This is a genomic window from Qipengyuania algicida, assembly GCF_009828025.1.
Lineage (GTDB): Bacteria > Pseudomonadota > Alphaproteobacteria > Sphingomonadales > Sphingomonadaceae > Qipengyuania > Qipengyuania algicida.
In genome coordinates, this window is the sequence record NZ_WTYA01000007.1 from 179,392 (window position 1) to 194,743 (window position 15,352).

The 15,352-nt window shown below is 58.3% G+C and carries 10 protein-coding genes; 7 read left to right on the plus strand and 3 right to left on the minus strand.

Features of this window, described 5'->3' with window-relative positions:
* Positions 1 to 89 precede the first annotated feature (89 nt).
* The gene (locus GRI58_RS10570; protein ID WP_160753551.1) at positions 90 to 3,140 is read right to left on the minus strand and encodes a TonB-dependent receptor domain-containing protein; all 3,051 of its coding nucleotides are present in this window, start codon (positions 3,138 to 3,140) and stop codon (positions 90 to 92) included.
* Positions 3,141 to 3,447: 307 nt separating this feature from the next.
* Here GRI58_RS10570 and GRI58_RS10575 point away from each other — a divergent pair, with 307 nt between their 5' ends.
* The 7 genes from GRI58_RS10575 (at position 3,448) to GRI58_RS10605 (ending at position 11,690) form a co-directional block, all read left to right on the plus strand.
* The gene (locus tag GRI58_RS10575; RefSeq protein ID WP_337190952.1) at positions 3,448 to 4,689 is read left to right on the plus strand and encodes a serine hydrolase domain-containing protein; all 1,242 of its coding nucleotides are present in this window, start codon (positions 3,448 to 3,450) and stop codon (positions 4,687 to 4,689) included.
* 267 nt (positions 4,690 to 4,956) lie between these two features.
* Entirely contained in the window at positions 4,957 to 7,338 is a 2,382-nt protein-coding gene (locus GRI58_RS10580; RefSeq protein WP_237452240.1) for a bifunctional salicylyl-CoA 5-hydroxylase/oxidoreductase, read from the plus strand.
* Positions 7,335 to 8,096: an SDR family NAD(P)-dependent oxidoreductase gene (locus GRI58_RS10585; RefSeq protein WP_160753553.1), complete on the plus strand. Its 762-nt coding sequence runs from the start codon at positions 7,335 to 7,337 to the stop codon at positions 8,094 to 8,096. The genes GRI58_RS10580 and GRI58_RS10585 overlap by 4 nt, the downstream gene beginning before the upstream one ends.
* 7 nt (positions 8,097 to 8,103) lie before the next feature.
* Complete coding sequence (locus GRI58_RS10590) at positions 8,104 to 8,922, plus strand: enoyl-CoA hydratase family protein (protein WP_160753554.1); 819 nt, start codon at positions 8,104 to 8,106, stop codon at positions 8,920 to 8,922.
* Between the two features lies 1 nt (position 8,923).
* The gene (locus tag GRI58_RS10595; protein ID WP_160753555.1) at positions 8,924 to 10,099 is read left to right on the plus strand and encodes an acyl-CoA dehydrogenase family protein; all 1,176 of its coding nucleotides are present in this window, start codon (positions 8,924 to 8,926) and stop codon (positions 10,097 to 10,099) included.
* Positions 10,096 to 10,488 carry a RidA family protein gene (locus tag GRI58_RS10600; RefSeq protein ID WP_160753556.1) on the plus strand — a complete coding sequence of 131 codons (393 nt, stop codon included), beginning with the start codon at positions 10,096 to 10,098 and terminating at the stop codon, positions 10,486 to 10,488. The genes GRI58_RS10595 and GRI58_RS10600 overlap by 4 nt, the downstream gene beginning before the upstream one ends.
* 26 nt (positions 10,489 to 10,514) lie before the next feature.
* Entirely contained in the window at positions 10,515 to 11,690 is a 1,176-nt protein-coding gene (locus tag GRI58_RS10605; protein ID WP_160753602.1) for an acyl-CoA dehydrogenase, read from the plus strand.
* A 19-nt stretch (positions 11,691 to 11,709) separates the two neighbouring features.
* Here GRI58_RS10605 and GRI58_RS10610 read toward each other — a convergent pair whose 3' ends face one another.
* Entirely contained in the window at positions 11,710 to 13,224 is a 1,515-nt protein-coding gene (locus tag GRI58_RS10610; protein WP_160753557.1) for an indolepyruvate oxidoreductase subunit beta family protein, read from the minus strand.
* A complete protein-coding gene (locus GRI58_RS10615; RefSeq protein ID WP_160753558.1) occupies positions 13,224 to 15,350 on the minus strand; it encodes an indolepyruvate ferredoxin oxidoreductase subunit alpha in 2,127 nt (708 codons plus the stop codon). Before GRI58_RS10615 ends, GRI58_RS10610 begins: the two co-directional genes overlap by 1 nt.
* Between the last annotated feature and the right edge of the window lie 2 nt (positions 15,351 to 15,352).

Here is a 15,352-nt window from a genome sequence, read left to right on the forward strand (position 1 = left end):
AGTGCGCTCCCTAACGCTGCGCACTTAGGCAAAAAGAAAGGCGCCGGGGCGATAACCCCGACGCCTGTTCCTCCTGACTGATCGTGCGATCAGAAGTTGACCTGAGCGAGGATCGTGAACGACCGCCCGCGAGGATCGGCTACACGCGGCTCCCACGAGCTGCCCGCGCCGGTGTTGCTGTCATAGGTGATCGCGAAGGGCGGGTCGGTGTTGAACACGTTCTTGATCCCGGCTGTGATCTTGAATGCTTTCGTGACCTGCTGGGACACGGTCATGTTGTAGATGATGTAGGGCTTCACCCGCGGGTTGAAGTCCGGTGGCGACACGGTGCCATTCGCAACACCGGGAAGCTCCTGGTTCTCATACCCGCTGCGGAAAATCTGCGAGAAGGTGAAAGTGAAGTTGTCCTTGCGATAATTGATCCAGGCGTTGTGCTTCCACTCCAGGCCGAGATCCCCGGCAAAGGTGAATACTCCCAGCTGGTCTTCGTAAGGTGCAGTCGGGAACAGTTTCTGCTTCTTTTCCAGCAGCCAGGTGCCATCCAGTCCGATGTCGACGCTTCCCCCGAACAAATCCGCTCCGCCGCGGAATGACACGTCAATGCCTTTCGTTCTGCGCGATCCGATGTTGTCGTAGGTCAGATCGACGAGCGTCAGCACTCCATTGGTTCGCGTGAAGCGCGACGGGTCTAGGTACTGGATATTGTCCAGAGCCTGCTGCAACGTCAGAGCACCAATCACATTGTCGACCGATATCGACCAAAAATCGGCGGTTGCGCTCCAGCGCCGTGCCGGGCGGAAGACCACTCCGACCGAATATTGCTTGGACGTTTCGGGCCCGAGGTTGAGATTGCCACCGAACAGCGTGTCCGGTGTGATCGCGGCACAGCCGGGCGCCGAACTTACCGCGCCGCCGGGGCAGGTGGTCGGATCGACCAGCGTATTACCCGGATTGGGGCTCTGGCTGACGGCATTGTAGATTTGGTTGAAGGTCGGGACGCGGAAACCGGTCCCGTACGATCCGCGGAACATCAGCCAGTTGGTGGGCGTGAACTTGACCGAGAATTTCGGATTGAACGTGCTACCGAAACCCGAATAGTCGTCCACACGGCCAGCCGCGCTCAATTCTAGCACGCTCAAAAGCGGGATTTGCAATTCTGCGTAAGCTGCCTTGACCGTGCGAGTCTTGTCCTGCAGCGCATTGGCATTGTCGAATGCCACGTTGAAGATCTCGGGTTGGTCGATGGCCGCATCGGGCGAGCCATTGAAGGTATAGCTCTCGCGCCGCCAATCAACACCGGCTGCGAGCTTGACCATGCCGCCCGGCAGTTCGAACAACGATCCGGAAACCGAGGCGTCGCCCTGCCAGACATCGTATATGCCGCCGTACAACACCGTGCCGTCGGCGGAAACCGACTGGAGAAGAGCGAGTTCTTCCGGCGTTTTCGTGTCGGAGAAAACATTGATCAAACCGCTGTTGAGCAGGCCGATGATGCCGGGCTCAGACGCGCCAGGGGCGGTTGGAGCGCGTGGGTCGACATCTCCACGCATTGCCCCCGCTACGCCCGAGGCGTCAGCACGCGATTGGGACGAAAAAATGCCGCGGTAGGAATAACCGGTTCCGAGAACGGAATTGGATTCGCTTCGCGCATAGGAAATTCCTGCGTTGTAATTCCAATCACCAGCGATTGGACCGTCAGCAAAAAGTCCTGCGCGATAGGTCTTGGTGTTGGTAATATATTCGCGCGGTCCGCAAGCGGTGCAGCGCCAGCGATAGGCAATTGGTCTGCCGTAGTTGCCAACATTATCAACAGTTCGATCACCCACCGCACCAATTGACGGGAAGACCGCCGCCAATTGATCGTAAACACTGTCATATGTCGTCTTTGTATTAGAATTCAGCGGGTAATAGAGCGGCGTTGTGCTCGTATTGCCGGCGTACTGGTTGGAAGAAAATATCTTCGATGAAGTCGCGTCCGAACCGGTGAATTCGGCTGAAATCCTGTGCTCACCGATCGCAACGGTCGCACGGCTATAATACGTCAAAGTGTCGATAGGTTGCTGCAGGACCGCGGCTCGACCGGTATCCCAAGCGCAAGCGTAATACGCAGGATTATTTGCCCAAAGTTCGTAATCGTAGGCCATGCCCCCGTCGAAGGACTCGCATCCGGCTCCGCCCGGCAGATTGAGTGTATTGACACCACCTGTCGCCTGAAATGTCTGGCCCGGAACTGTGAGGTCCGCGCCGCTCAGTAGACTGCCGTCTGGAGCGAAAATAGCATTGGCTCCATTTGGAAAAATTGTCGCAATCGGCGTCCCGCGGGTATCGATGGAAAGGCCCCTGTTGGGCTGGTTGCCGTTGACGAACGCACGATCGGACCCGCGCAAGATGCCATTCCAGCTCTTGCTGACCGAGGCCATGATGTTGAAGCCCTGCTTGTCCAGATCGCCGTAGCCGACGGTGCCCGTAAGACGGTATATTGGGCTGTCGCCTTCCTGAGTTATATCGCTGTAGCCCGATGCGGACACACCCTGAAAATCGGTCTTGGTGATGAAGTTGATCACGCCGCCGATTGCGTCCGTTCCGTAGATCGCGGAAGCGCCATCGTTGAGCACTTCGACACGTTCGAGCGCGGCGAAGGGGATCTGGTTGACGTCGACCGCCGACCCGGTGAGGCCGTGTGCGGCGACGCGGCGGCCATTCAGCAAGACGAGGGTCGATGCCGATCCCTGGCCGCGCAGGTTGGCGGCCGAAAGGCCGTTCGTACCGCGCTGGGCGCCACTGGTGACGTCGCTGTTGGACGCAAGGTTGTCCGCGCCGTTACCGTTCGAGGCGAGGTAGGAGATCAGCTGTTCGGGGCTGTTGATGCCTTCGCGCGTCAGATCTTCAGATGTGAAGATCTTCAGGGGCAGCGCACTGTTGGTGGGATCCTGCTTAATGCGCGAACCGGTAACGACGATTTCCTGACCGGATGCCGGCTGGCTATTGTCGTCGATCGTCCGGTCGCTGATCTCGGTGCTGGGGGCCGACGTCGCCTGATCTGCCGATTGATCCTGTGCCACCGCCGGTGCGGAGGCCGCAATGGCTGCAAATGCACAAGTTGTCGCGAGACCGATCCTGAGAGAAGTAATTGTACGCATGAAGACCCCCTGAGTGCCTTAAAAATTCACTCTGCATTAGATATCAGCACTGTTGCAAGCCGGTATAATTGTATTTCAGGTGCCCATAACCCAGCGGCATTGAGATAAATTATATCATTGTAATAAATACGAAAAATGCGAAAAATTTGAGGAGTTGGGCTCGCCTGGACAGCATAAATCGTGCTTTTGCGGCAACAGGTCCGGCGCAAGCGTAAAATGGCCTTACTGTGCGACAGGCAAAACAGGCATATTCGGTGCAACCGCGCAGCGTTCGATCGCATGCGATCTGGCTCAGGGAGATATGGATGTGTTCTGGCGAATTGCAGCGCTGGCCCTTGTTCCGGCCTTGCTGATGGCACCTGCCAACGCCACGGCGAGCGAAGTGGCTAAGGAGCCGAAACGGCAGGATCCGGTTGCGCAGGTATGGGTGCGTTTCGATCGATCGGGAATCGAGCAAGTGAAAGCGTCTGGCATTGCCGATCTGCGGACCGGAAGACCTGTCAGCGTCGACGATCCGGTGCGGGTCGCCTCGATCTCGAAACTGATCACATCGATTGCGGTCATGCGACTGGTGGAGCAGGGCAAGCTCGATCTCGATGCCGATGTGTCGCGCACACTCGGTTGGCGTTTGCGCAACCCTGCGTTCCCCGATGTCCCGATCACCTTGCGGCTGCTGCTGTCGCATCGCTCGAGCCTGACGGATACGATCGACTATGTTCTACCGCTCGACTCAGACATGCAAAAGGTGCTCGCCAATCCGGCGGCCTGGGATGCTGACCATGCTCCCGGTACCTATTTCCGCTACACCAATTTCAACTTCCCGGTCATCGCAGCGGTAATGGAAAAGGCGACCGGGAAGCGGTTCGACCTGCTGGTGAAGCGGATCGTGCTGAAGCCGCTGGGGATCGAGGCCTGCTTCAACTGGATCGCCTGCAACAGCGATTTTGCCGCCCGCGCAGTCGTCCTCTATCGCGAAGCGGTGCCGGTCAAGGACGACAATCACGGTGTGATGCCTGAGTGCCCGGTAACGCCCGCGCAGGACGGAAGCTGCGACATTGCCGCGAGGTGGTCGCCCGGCAGTAACGGCGCGATCTTCTCCCCGCAGGGAGGATTGCGGATCACGATGAAGGGGCTGGCGAAGATCGGCCGGATGCTGCTCGGCAATGGCAAGGTCGATGGGGTGCGCCTGTTGTCCCCCGGATCGATCCACACATTGCTGACCCCGGTCTGGACCTTCGACGGCAGCAATGGCGATACGCAGGATGGCTTCATTTGTCGCTACGGCCTTGCGAGTCAGACGCTCGCAACGTCCGTCGAGGGATGTCACGACGATCCTTTCGCAGATGGAGTGCCGCGTGCCGGCCATGCCGGAAGCGCTTATGGCCTGAAAGCCGGCCTGTGGATCGACCGCAAGCGCGGCACCGGTGTCGCCTATTACGCGACCGATGTGCTTGACGACGACAGCGGACTCCATTCCGCGTTCACAAGGATCGAAGAGCAGCTGGCGACAGCCGCGAAAAGTCCCGTCTCGATGAGCGAAGGGAAATGACGTAGGTCGCGATTTGGCCGGGAAGAAAAAATGGTCGGGGAGACAGGATTCGAACCCACTTTATCGATCACAAAAAGTGACGGTTTTCTGCGGTTTATAATAGCCCCTTCAAAGCGTGTGCTACATATTTGTGTACCGGTCCAGTGCACCGCTTTGTGCACCTGTGGATGCGGCATAGTCGGTACGACCTAATACCATTCCAACTCGACGATTCAGGGGAATGCCTGTTGCTCACCGCAATCTGAGTTGGGAGAAAACATTTTAAGCTTGAAATATATCACTCCTGCTCGCTACGGTGAGATCGTCGCATCGGACGTTGGAGACTCGCTCATGAAAGTCGCGTGCATCGGAGGTGGGCCGGCAGGCCTCTATTTTGCGATCTCTATGAAGTTGCGTAACCCGGAGCACGACGTCACCGTTTTCGAACGAAACCAGCCGGGCGACACATTTGGTTGGGGTGTCGTTTTTTCAGATCAGACAATGGAACAGCTCGTCTTGAATGATGAGCCGAGTGCGCGTTCGATGATCGATGAACTGGCTCATTGGGACGATATCGCAGTACATGTTGAGGATGGCGATGAGTGCAGCACGGTTCGCTCAGGGGGACACGGCTTCATTGGAATTGGGCGCAAACGCCTTCTTAATATTCTGCAGGAGCGCGCCTCGGAGTTAGGCGTCAATCTGGAATTTGCTACCGAGGTCGAACCGGACGCAGATTTCCTATCTGGCTATGATCTTGTCGTTGCCGCCGATGGCGCGAACAGCAAATTGCGTCGACGATATGAAGAGCATTTTCGTCCCGATATCGACATGAGGCGCAATCATTTCGTGTGGCTGGGTACGCGACAGAAATTCGATGCGTTCACATTCGTATTTCGCAAGACGCGGCACGGCTGGATATGGGCGCACGCATATCAATTCGATCGCGATACAGCGACATTCATCGTAGAATGCGAACCTGAGACGTTTGAGTCATTTGGCTTCGCCAACATGACACAAGAAGAGACATGCCGAGCGTGCGAAGAAATCTTCGAAGATCATCTTGGCGGTCACGAGCTGATGAGCAATGCAGGGCACATCAGGGGGTCTGCGTGGATCAATTTCCCGCGAATTATATGCGAGCACTGGAGCCACGAGAATATCGTTCTGCTGGGTGATGCGGCACACACTGCGCATTTTTCGATTGGTTCTGGGACGAAGCTGGCGTTGGAAGATGCGATCAAGCTTGCTGAGGTGATGAACCGCCCCAACATTGACCAAAAAGCTAAACTTGATGCGGCGCTGATTGATTATCGCGAGGAACGCCAGCTTGAGGTGCTCAAGCTGCAAAACGCCGCCCGTAATTCAACAGAGTGGTTCGAAAACCTCGATCGCTATCTGCATATGCCGCCCATGCAGTTTGCGTACACACTACTGACGCGCAGTCAGCGAGTAAGCCATGAGAATCTGCGCCTTCGCGATCCGGCTTGGCTGGCCGAATTGGAGCGACATTTGGCGGAGGCCGCACTCGGTCGCCCCGTAGAGGAACCGGTCCCACCTATGTTCCTACCACTCACGCTACGCGACATGACGGTTCGAAACCGGATCGTGGTGTCGCCGATGGCGATGTATTCGGCGATCGACGGAATACCCGACGAGTTTCATCTGGTGCACTATGGCGCGCGCGCGCTCGGAGGAGCGGGGCTTATCTTCACCGAGATGACCTGCGTATCACCTGAGGGTCGTATCACGCCCGGCTGCACTGGACTGTGGAATGACGAGCAAGCCGAGGCTTGGCGGCGGATTACTGATTTCGTCCATCGCACGCCGGGTGCTCGCATATGTCTGCAGCTCGGGCATAGCGGTTCGAAAGGATCGACAAGGATCGGTTGGGAAGGGATGGATCAGCCGCTAGATATCGGCAACTGGCCCCTTTTTGCTGCCTCGGATGTAGCGTGGGATGAAGTAAACCAGAAGCCGACACCTCTCGACCGAGAAGGCATGGATCAAATTCGTCAGCAGTTTGTCGCGGCGACACGTCGCGCAGAAACTGCAGGCTTTGACATGGTCGAGCTTCATTGTGCGCACGGCTATCTACTCTCCGGTTTTATCAGCCCCGTACAAAACAAGCGATCTGACGAATTTGGAGGCAGTCTGGAAAATCGCCTTCGCTATCCACTCGAGATCTTCAAGGCGATGAGAGACGTCTGGCCTGACCACAAGCCGATGTCGGTGCGCATCTCGGCCCATGACTGGATGGGTGAGCATGGCGTCACACCCGACGAGGCGGTGAAAATTGGCCGCGCGTTCGCGGATGTCGGAGTCGATCTGGTCGATGTGTCGGCTGGGCAGGTCAGCAAGGACCAGCAGCCTGTTTATGGCCGCATGTTCCAGACGCCCTTCTCAGACAGGATACGCAATGAAGCTGGCGTCGCGACCATGGCGGTAGGTAACATTTACGAGGTTGATCATGCCAATTCAATCGTCGCGGCGGGGCGCGCCGATCTAGTCGCACTGGCTCGTCCACACCTGATGGACCCCGCATGGACGATCCGCGCTGCGGCCGAGCAGCAACTCGACGATGCGCCGGTGCCGGTTCAGTATGAAAGCGGATATTCGCAGATGCGGCGTAATTTTGCGCGGGCGGCACAGATCGCGGCGCAATCATGAGCGATAGGCGCCATGTCATTGTTACCGGTGGAGGAAGCGGGATCGGTCTCGCGATTGCCCGCGCCCTTGCAGCGACTGGCGACAAAGTTACGATCATGGGCAGGGCGCTCGATCGGCTCGAACGCGCGAGCAGGGAATGCGGCAACGCACTTTTACCAGTGGCCTGTGATGTCGGCGATGAAACGGCGGTCGGCAATGCCTTTGCCGATGCCCTCACGCGAAATGGACCTGCGTCGATGCTAGTCAATGCGGCGGGCATTGTGCGGACCGCACCATTTGCGAAGACCGGGGATGATGTCTGGAATGCGCTCTGGCGAACAAATGTTCTCGGCGCAGTTCATGCTTGCCGCCAGGTGTTGCCGGGCATGCGCAGCCTGAAATCGGGACGCATCATAAACATTGCCAGTACGGCGTCGCTCAAGGGCTATGCCTATGTCAGCGCATATGCCGCGACCAAGCATGCGCTATTGGGGATGACGAGATCGCTGGCGCTCGAGCTCGCCAATACGCCGATCACGGTCAACGCCGTTTGTCCAGGATACACCGAAACCGACATCATTCGCGATGCCGTGGGCGACATAATAGCGAAGACGGGACGCAGCGAAGCAGAGGCGATGGCTACATTCACCGGTGCAAACCCACAGGGGAGACTGATCACCCCCGAGGAAGTGGCTGAAACCATATTATGGCTTGCGTCAGATGCGGCGCGATCGATGACCGGCCAAGCCATCGTGGTAGCCGGCGGCGAAATCATGTGAGGCAACAATGACCAGTTTCGATCCAGAAAATTATAGTCCTGACCATTTCGCCTATGCATTTGCAGATAAGGTGGCAACGATCACGCTCAACCGGCCCGAGCGCAAGAACCCGCTCACGTTCGAATCCTATGCCGAGCTGCGCGACCTGTTCCGCGCTCTTCGCTATGCTGATAAGGTGAAGGCGGTGGTGATCGCCGGAGCTGGCGGCAATTTCTGCTCCGGCGGCGACGTCCACGAGATCATAGGACCGCTTACCAAAATGGATATGCCGGGCTTGCTCGCGTTCACGCGAATGACCGGCGATCTGGTAAAGGCGATGCGGAGTTGTCCGCAGCCAATCATCGCGGCGGTCAATGGTGTCTGTGCGGGTGCAGGTGCGATTCTCGCGATGGCTTCGGACATCCGCTACGCTGCTCACGACGCGAAGACCGCGTTTCTGTTCACGAGGGTCGGGCTTGCCGGCGCGGACATGGGTGCGTGCGCTATCCTACCGCGCATCATTGGCCATGGCCGTGCTGCCGAACTACTCTATTCGGGCCGCTCGTTCAGCGCGGAAGAGGGCGAGCGCTGGGGATTCTTCAACCGCTTGTGCGCGACGGACGCGTTGTTGGGCGACGCGACCGACTTCGCTCAAAATCTGTCCGACGGGCCGAGTTTCGCGCACGGCATGACCAAGAACCAGCTCGACATGGAATGGGCGATGCCGCTCGATACTGCGATCGAGGCGGAAGCTCAGGCGCAGGCGATCTGCATGCAGACCCGCGATTTTGAGAGGGCGTATCACGCCTTCGTCGCGAAACAGCGCCCGCAGTTCGAGGGGAACTGAAATGGCCGATAGTAGCTACCTGACTTGGCCTTTTTTCGAAGATCGTCACCGTCAATTTCACGACATACTAACAGACTGGTGCGCGGCAAATGGGGACTCGCTCCATGTTGAGAGCGGCGATGTGAATGCCGATTGTCAGGCGCTCGCGAACTTGCTCGGCAATGCGGGTATTCTCGCTCATGCTGTGCCGGAAGCCTTCGGCGGTACGGGGGCAGGGCTGGACGTGCGTACACTCTGCCTTGCGCGTGAGACGCTAGGCTATCATTCGGGTCTCGCTGATTTTGTGATGGCAATGCAGGGGCTCGGCACTGGCGCGATCAGCCTGTTCGGCCATGACTCGGTCCGCCACGCCTATCTGCCAAAAGTGGCAAGTGGAGAGCTTATTGCTGGCTTTGCACTTTCGGAGAAGAAAGCGGGATCGGATGTCGCCGCGATGGAAACTACCGCGCGCCGCGTTGATGGTGGCTGGCGGATCGACGGGGAAAAGACTTGGATTTCGAATGGCCCTATTGCTGGGCTGCTGACCGTATTCGCGCGTACCGGTGAAAAGCAGGAAGGTGCACGCGGCATCTCAGCATTCGTCCTGCCGACCGATACGGTGGGCTTCTCCGTGACCGAAATCATAGACGTGATCGCGCCGCATCCACTGGCAACGATCAGGTTCGATGGCTGCGTCGTTCCGGACGATCACCTCATTGGCGAGATAGGGCAAGGGTTTAAGATTGCGATGGCGACGCTCGACACCTTCCGGCCCACAGTGGGCGCCGCGGCGCTGGGTTTCGCGCGGCGCGCGACTGACGAGGCGCTGAAGCGGGCGAAAGATCGCATACTGTTCGGCGCACCGCTCGCCGATATGCAGCTTACCCAGGCGGCGCTGGCCGACATGGCGCTGGGTAATGATACCAGCGCGCTGCTCGTCTATCGCGCGGCATGGGCGAAGGACAGTGGCAAGGTGCGGATCACGCGTGAGGCGGCGATGGCGAAGCTGTATGCTACCGAAACCGCACAGGCGACCATCGACAAGGCAGTGCAGCTGTTTGGCGGCGCAGGCGTCGTCAGTGGCAATATGGTCGAGCGGCTTTACCGTGAGGTTCGCGCGCTCAGAATCTATGAAGGGGCAAGCGAGGTGCAAAAAGTCATCATCGCGCGCGCTGCGCTGGCGGAGGCGGGGCGATGAAAATCCTACAACCTGAAGGCTGGCCACGTCCGCGCGGCTATTCCAACGCGATAGAAGCACGCGGACGCCAGATTTTTGTCGCCGGACTAGTCGGCTGGACCGCAGAGGAAGAGTTCTTAGCGACTGATCTTCCTGGCCAGTTCGAGCAGATATTGCTTAACCTGGTCGCGTTGCTTGCTGAGGGCGATGCGAAACCTGAACATGTCGTGCGAATGACCTGGTACGTCACCGACAAACAGGCCTATCTCACTAATGCGAAGCGCATCGGTGAAATCTATCGAACGATAATGGGCCGTGTTTTTCCGGTTATGGCGGTGGTTCAGGTGGTTGCGCTGGTCGAGGACGAGGCGCTGATCGAGATCGAGGCGACAGCCGTCATTCCCGACTGAGCTGGCTTTTGCGTAAGGACTATATGATGCACAGCTTCGACTGGCAGGACCCGTTTGCACTCGATGCACAGCTGACTGAGGAGGAGCGGATGGTGCGTGATACCGCGCACAATTACGCCCGCGAACAATTGCTGCCGCGCGTTCAGAAGGCCTATCTGGACGAAGATTTTGACCGTGCAATCATGTCGGAGATGGGCGAACTGGGCCTTCTCGGCCCGACGATCCCCACCGAATATGGCGGCGCTGGGCTCGGCTATGTCAGCTATGGCCTCGTCGCGCGCGAGGTCGAGGCGATCGATAGCGGCTATCGCAGCGCGATGAGCGTGCAGTCTAGCCTCGTCATGCATCCGATCAACGCATACGGCACCGAGGAACAGAAGCAGAAATATCTACCCAAGCTCGCGACCGGCGAATGGGTTGGCTGTTTCGGGCTGACTGAGCCCGATGCGGGTTCGGATCCCGGCGGCATGAAGACGCGCGCCAAGAAAATTGATGGTGGATATAGCATCTCCGGCGCGAAGATGTGGATTACGAACTCCCCGATCGCCGACGTGTTCGTGGTATGGGCCAAGTCCGACGCACATGAGGGTAAGATCAAGGGCTTTGTGCTCGAAAAGGACATGAAGGGGCTGTCGGCTCCAAAGATCGAAGGCAAGTTATCGCTTCGTGCCTCGATTACCGGCGAAATTGTGATGGACGAGGTCGAGGTCGGCGAGGATGCGATGCTCTCGAAGGTCGAGGGGCTTAAAGGTCCCTTCAGCTGCCTTAATCGCGCGCGCTACGGCATCGCCTGGGGCAGCATGGGCGCAGCCGAGTTTTGCATGCAGGCTGCGCGGCAATATACGCTAGACCGGCATCAGTTCGGCGTGCCGCTCGCATCCAAGCAGCTTGTGCAATTGAAGCTCGCCGAAATGATGACCGAGATCTCATTGGGGCTTCAGGCAACCTTGCGCGCTGGACGCATGTTTGATGAGGGCACGCTCGCGCCTGAGGCGATCAGTATTATCAAGCGAAACAATTGCGGCAAAGCGCTCGCCATCGCCCGAACTGCGCGCGACATGCACGGCGGTAATGGCATTTCAGGAGAGTTTCATGTCATCCGCCATGCCATCAACCTCGAAACGGTTAATACCTATGAAGGCACTCATGATGTCCATGGCCTCATACTCGGCCGCGCCATCACCGGTATCGCGGCGTTCTAGGAGGTTCGTTGCGCCTGAATCAGGCTGCTGCGTCGTTGCATTCTTCGGCGAGTGCATAGTCGAAGGCTTTGCCTTCCTCATCAGCCAGAGCCGCCTCGTTTAGGGTGCGCAGTCGTGACGCTGCGTCCGGCTTTCCGCGCAGCCCCCGCGCAAGCTGCTGTATCGCTTCAAACCGAGCGAAGCCGCGTTCGAATGTATCCGAATAGCCTTTCAGCAGGCGCTGCGCGTTGATGACTTCGATGGCAAGTGCCGAATCTTCGCTTGCGATGTCGGCCGCTAGGTCGAGCCACGCCTCGATCCGGTCCATTTCCGTCGTATAGCGCAGTGTCCCGCGCCGCCATCGCCTCAGCGACGCAATAAAACGAAGTGCAAAATACCAGCGCAGCCGCGTCGTCTCGACATGCCGCCCGCCAGAGAAAAAGCGGTTCAGCACCGAACGGAGAACCTTACCGTTCAGGATTGCGCTACCAAGTGCACGTGGCAAGATGTCGCAGACTTCCTCGATGCGTGGATGGAGATAATCGGTGACACGGACCAACTGATCATTGCCTGCCCGCGATTCTTCAGCGATGCGGCGCGATCGGCTCGCTCGAACCTTCAGATCGGCAACGCGGATCGTGTCTTCATACGCCATCCACAGCGCCAGATGGCGCGCCGTCACTTGCGTCAGCCGCCAGTCTTCGCTGCCGTCATCGCATTGGTAAATCCGGTCCAGCAGGTCGAGATATAGCTCAGCATATTGCCGATCCTGATAGTCCATCAGTCGTGCGACGCCTTCGAGTGCGATTGGCCGAGCGCTCTCTGGCAGCATTGTTTCGATTGCCTCGGCAAGGCTTCGCCCTGCTGTACTGGTCGGTCGTAGCGGTGCTGTATGTGTGCGGCTCGAAACTTGAGGATCCCTCGCCAGCGAGATACCCGCCTCGAAACCCGAAAGGTTCGCCTCAATCGCTTTGCCGCTGCGCCGGATCGCTTCCGCGAACGCGTCACGGGGGAAGGGCAGGGCCTTTGATCCCGCGAGCGCGCCTAGCATCACCGAACTGATGACGCTGCCGGCGTCGCTAGCGGCCTGTTCCATATCGAAGCCGATGAAGCGCGCTGCTCGCTGCTTTGCCGCATCGATGATCCTTTCGCTTGCACTGATTCCGTTTCCGGGTGCCGATTTTTCAGAAATCGCATAAATTCGATGTGTCGATCCGATCAACGTGGTGCGATCTTCGGTCACGAATCCCCGCAGGATGGCGCGGCCCGCTTCCATCAATTCGGACGCGACAACGATATCGACGTCACCGGGCGCGGGCATCATGGCTAGCACGGGATCGCTCTGATTGCCGCTGGTCGCGAGGCTTTTCATCATCTCGATATAATAGATGGTTGCGCCAGTGCGTTGAGCGACGCCGGGTACGGACGTGCCCTGCGCCACATAGCCGTTGGCGTTTGCGACATCGAGTATCCAGTTTGCGAGCACGCCGCCTCCTTGGCCGCCTAGTGCCATGATAGCGAGGGTGATACGGTCACGTTCAGTTGCTCGGGTCATCAAAAGGCCCTCGCCGCGATTGCGCGCTCGTGCTGCATCTGGAACCAGCCGATGATCCGGCGACGTAGGCTGTCGAGCAACCGCTCGAAAGCGCCCGGATTGCTAACAATCCTGGTGCGATAGAAAGAGGGACAAAGTACCGCCGCGTGCGAAACCTCACCGCAATTGCCACATCCGACGCAGCTTTGATCGATATGCGTGACCGGGTCTTGACGCAGCGGATCGGGATTCTGGCGCACGCTGAGCGAGGGACAGCCCGAAAGCCGGATACATGCATGGTCGCCGGTGCAAGTCTCCGGATCGATGCCGAAACGGTCGCGCACTACGCGACGTCCCTCCTTCTCTGCCCTCGCGCGCAGCGGCTTCTCACGGCGCTGGAGGTTGAGCATGCATTCGGAACTGGCGACAATGACCTTCGGTCCTGCCTCGCGACTGGTCAGAGCTTCCTTAAGCGTATCCCGCATTGCCGTTACGTCATAGGTGCGGTTGATCGAGCGGACCCAGTTCACCCCCATGCCGCGCACCGCGCGCTCGATTGGGTTCTTGGTCTTGCGACGGGGATTGTCGGCGCGCGACGACAATATGTCCTGCCCGCCGGTGGCGGCTGAATAGCCGTTGTCGACGATAATCGTAACCGTATCGTCCTTGTTGAAGACGGCGTTGCCGATGCCGGAAGTGAGTCCGTTGTGCCAGAAACCCCCATCTCCCATCATCGCGACCGCACGCCTGCCCGCAGGTTTGAACGCTGATGCGCCAGCCGTCCCAAGGCCGTAACCCATTGTCGTATTGCCGATATGGAAGGGCGGCAGGATCGAAAACAGATGGCAACCGATATCTGCTGATACGTGCAGCTCGCCGAGCTCGCGCTGGACCAACTTCATCGCGGAAAAGATCGGGCGTTCGGGACACCCTGTGCAGAAGCCTGCAGGGCGCGGCGGGACTTCCTTCGCCAGCTCTGTATCGGTAGGTGCGGGCATAGAGCGATCCGGCGCGCGCTCGGGTGACCATTTGTCTAGAAACGTGGCGACACCGTCGCACAACACCTGGCCTGTATATTCGCCCGCCCTAGGCAGGATGTCCTTCCCGACTATGCATGTATCGATCCCGGCCCGGCGCAGCATCGTGTTGAGTTCATGCTCTATGAATTCAGGCTGGCCTTCCTCGACTATAAGCACAGCCTTCTTGCCACGGCAAAAAGTAGTGACCTCTTCAGGAACCAGTGGATAGGTGACGTTGAGGCAGTAGATCGGCAGCTGTGCGGAGCCGTATCCGTCGGAAAGGCCGGAAAGCTCAAGCGCCCGATTGAGAGTATTAAACAGTCCGCCTTGGACGATGATGCCGATCTCGTCACGCTCGGGTCCGAACCACTCGTTGAGGTGGCTATCGCGCACAAAATTTACAGCGGCGGGCCAGCGCCGCTCGATTTTTTCATGCTCGTGGGCGAAATTCGCGGGCGGCAGGACAATGCGGTTAGTGTCACGCTTAGGGTTAGCAGCTGCTTCGCCGACGGTCATCGCTGGACGAACGTTATCTTTTGCAACGAAGCTACCTGTCACATGGCAGGCACGTACTCGAAGCTCCAGCATAACAGGAGTATTGGAGACTTCAGAAAGCTCGAATCCCTTTTCGACCATCGCGACGATACTCGGCAGGTTCGGCCGCGGGTCTAGCAGCCACATCTGCGACTTCATGGCGAAGGCATGCGTGCGCTCCTGCATGATCGAGGAACCTTCGCCATAGTCTTCGCCGACGATGATAAGTGCGCCACCTGTAACGCCGCCCGATGCGATGTTTGAGAGCGCATCGGAAGCAACATTTGTTCCTACCACCGACTTCCATGCAACCGCCCCGCGAAGAGGGTAATTTACTGATGCGGCCAGCATCGCCGCCGCCGCTGCTTCGCTAGCATTAGCCTCGAAATGAACACCAAGTTCGCGTAGCAGCGGATCGGCGTCCGCGAAGACATCCATCAAATGACTGATCGGTGATCCCTGATAGCCACCGACATAGGCAACACCTGCTTGAAGCAACCCTTTTGTAACTGCAAGGATGCCCTCTCCCTCAAAGGTTTCGCCGTCAGCCAGCCGAAGCTTCTCAACTTCTTTTGCGAATGAACGCTCCGCCATTG

Excerpts from the sequence above, each read along its gene's own strand:
- GRI58_RS10570 (WP_160753551.1), bottom strand. The coding sequence starts at position 3,140 with ATGCGTACAATTACTTCTCTCAGGATCGGTCTCGCGACAACTTGTGCA.
- GRI58_RS10585 (WP_160753553.1), top strand. The coding sequence starts at position 7,335 with ATGAGCGATAGGCGCCATGTCATTGTTACCGGTGGAGGAAGCGGGATC.
- GRI58_RS10590 (WP_160753554.1), top strand. The coding sequence starts at position 8,104 with ATGACCAGTTTCGATCCAGAAAATTATAGTCCTGACCATTTCGCCTAT.
- GRI58_RS10595 (WP_160753555.1), top strand. The coding sequence starts at position 8,924 with ATGGCCGATAGTAGCTACCTGACTTGGCCTTTTTTCGAAGATCGTCAC.
- GRI58_RS10600 (WP_160753556.1), top strand. The coding sequence starts at position 10,096 with ATGAAAATCCTACAACCTGAAGGCTGGCCACGTCCGCGCGGCTATTCC.
- GRI58_RS10605 (WP_160753602.1), top strand. The coding sequence starts at position 10,515 with ATGCACAGCTTCGACTGGCAGGACCCGTTTGCACTCGATGCACAGCTG.
- GRI58_RS10610 (WP_160753557.1), bottom strand. The coding sequence starts at position 13,224 with ATGACCCGAGCAACTGAACGTGACCGTATCACCCTCGCTATCATGGCA.
- GRI58_RS10615 (WP_160753558.1), bottom strand. The coding sequence starts at position 15,350 with ATGGCGGAGCGTTCATTCGCAAAAGAAGTTGAGAAGCTTCGGCTGGCT.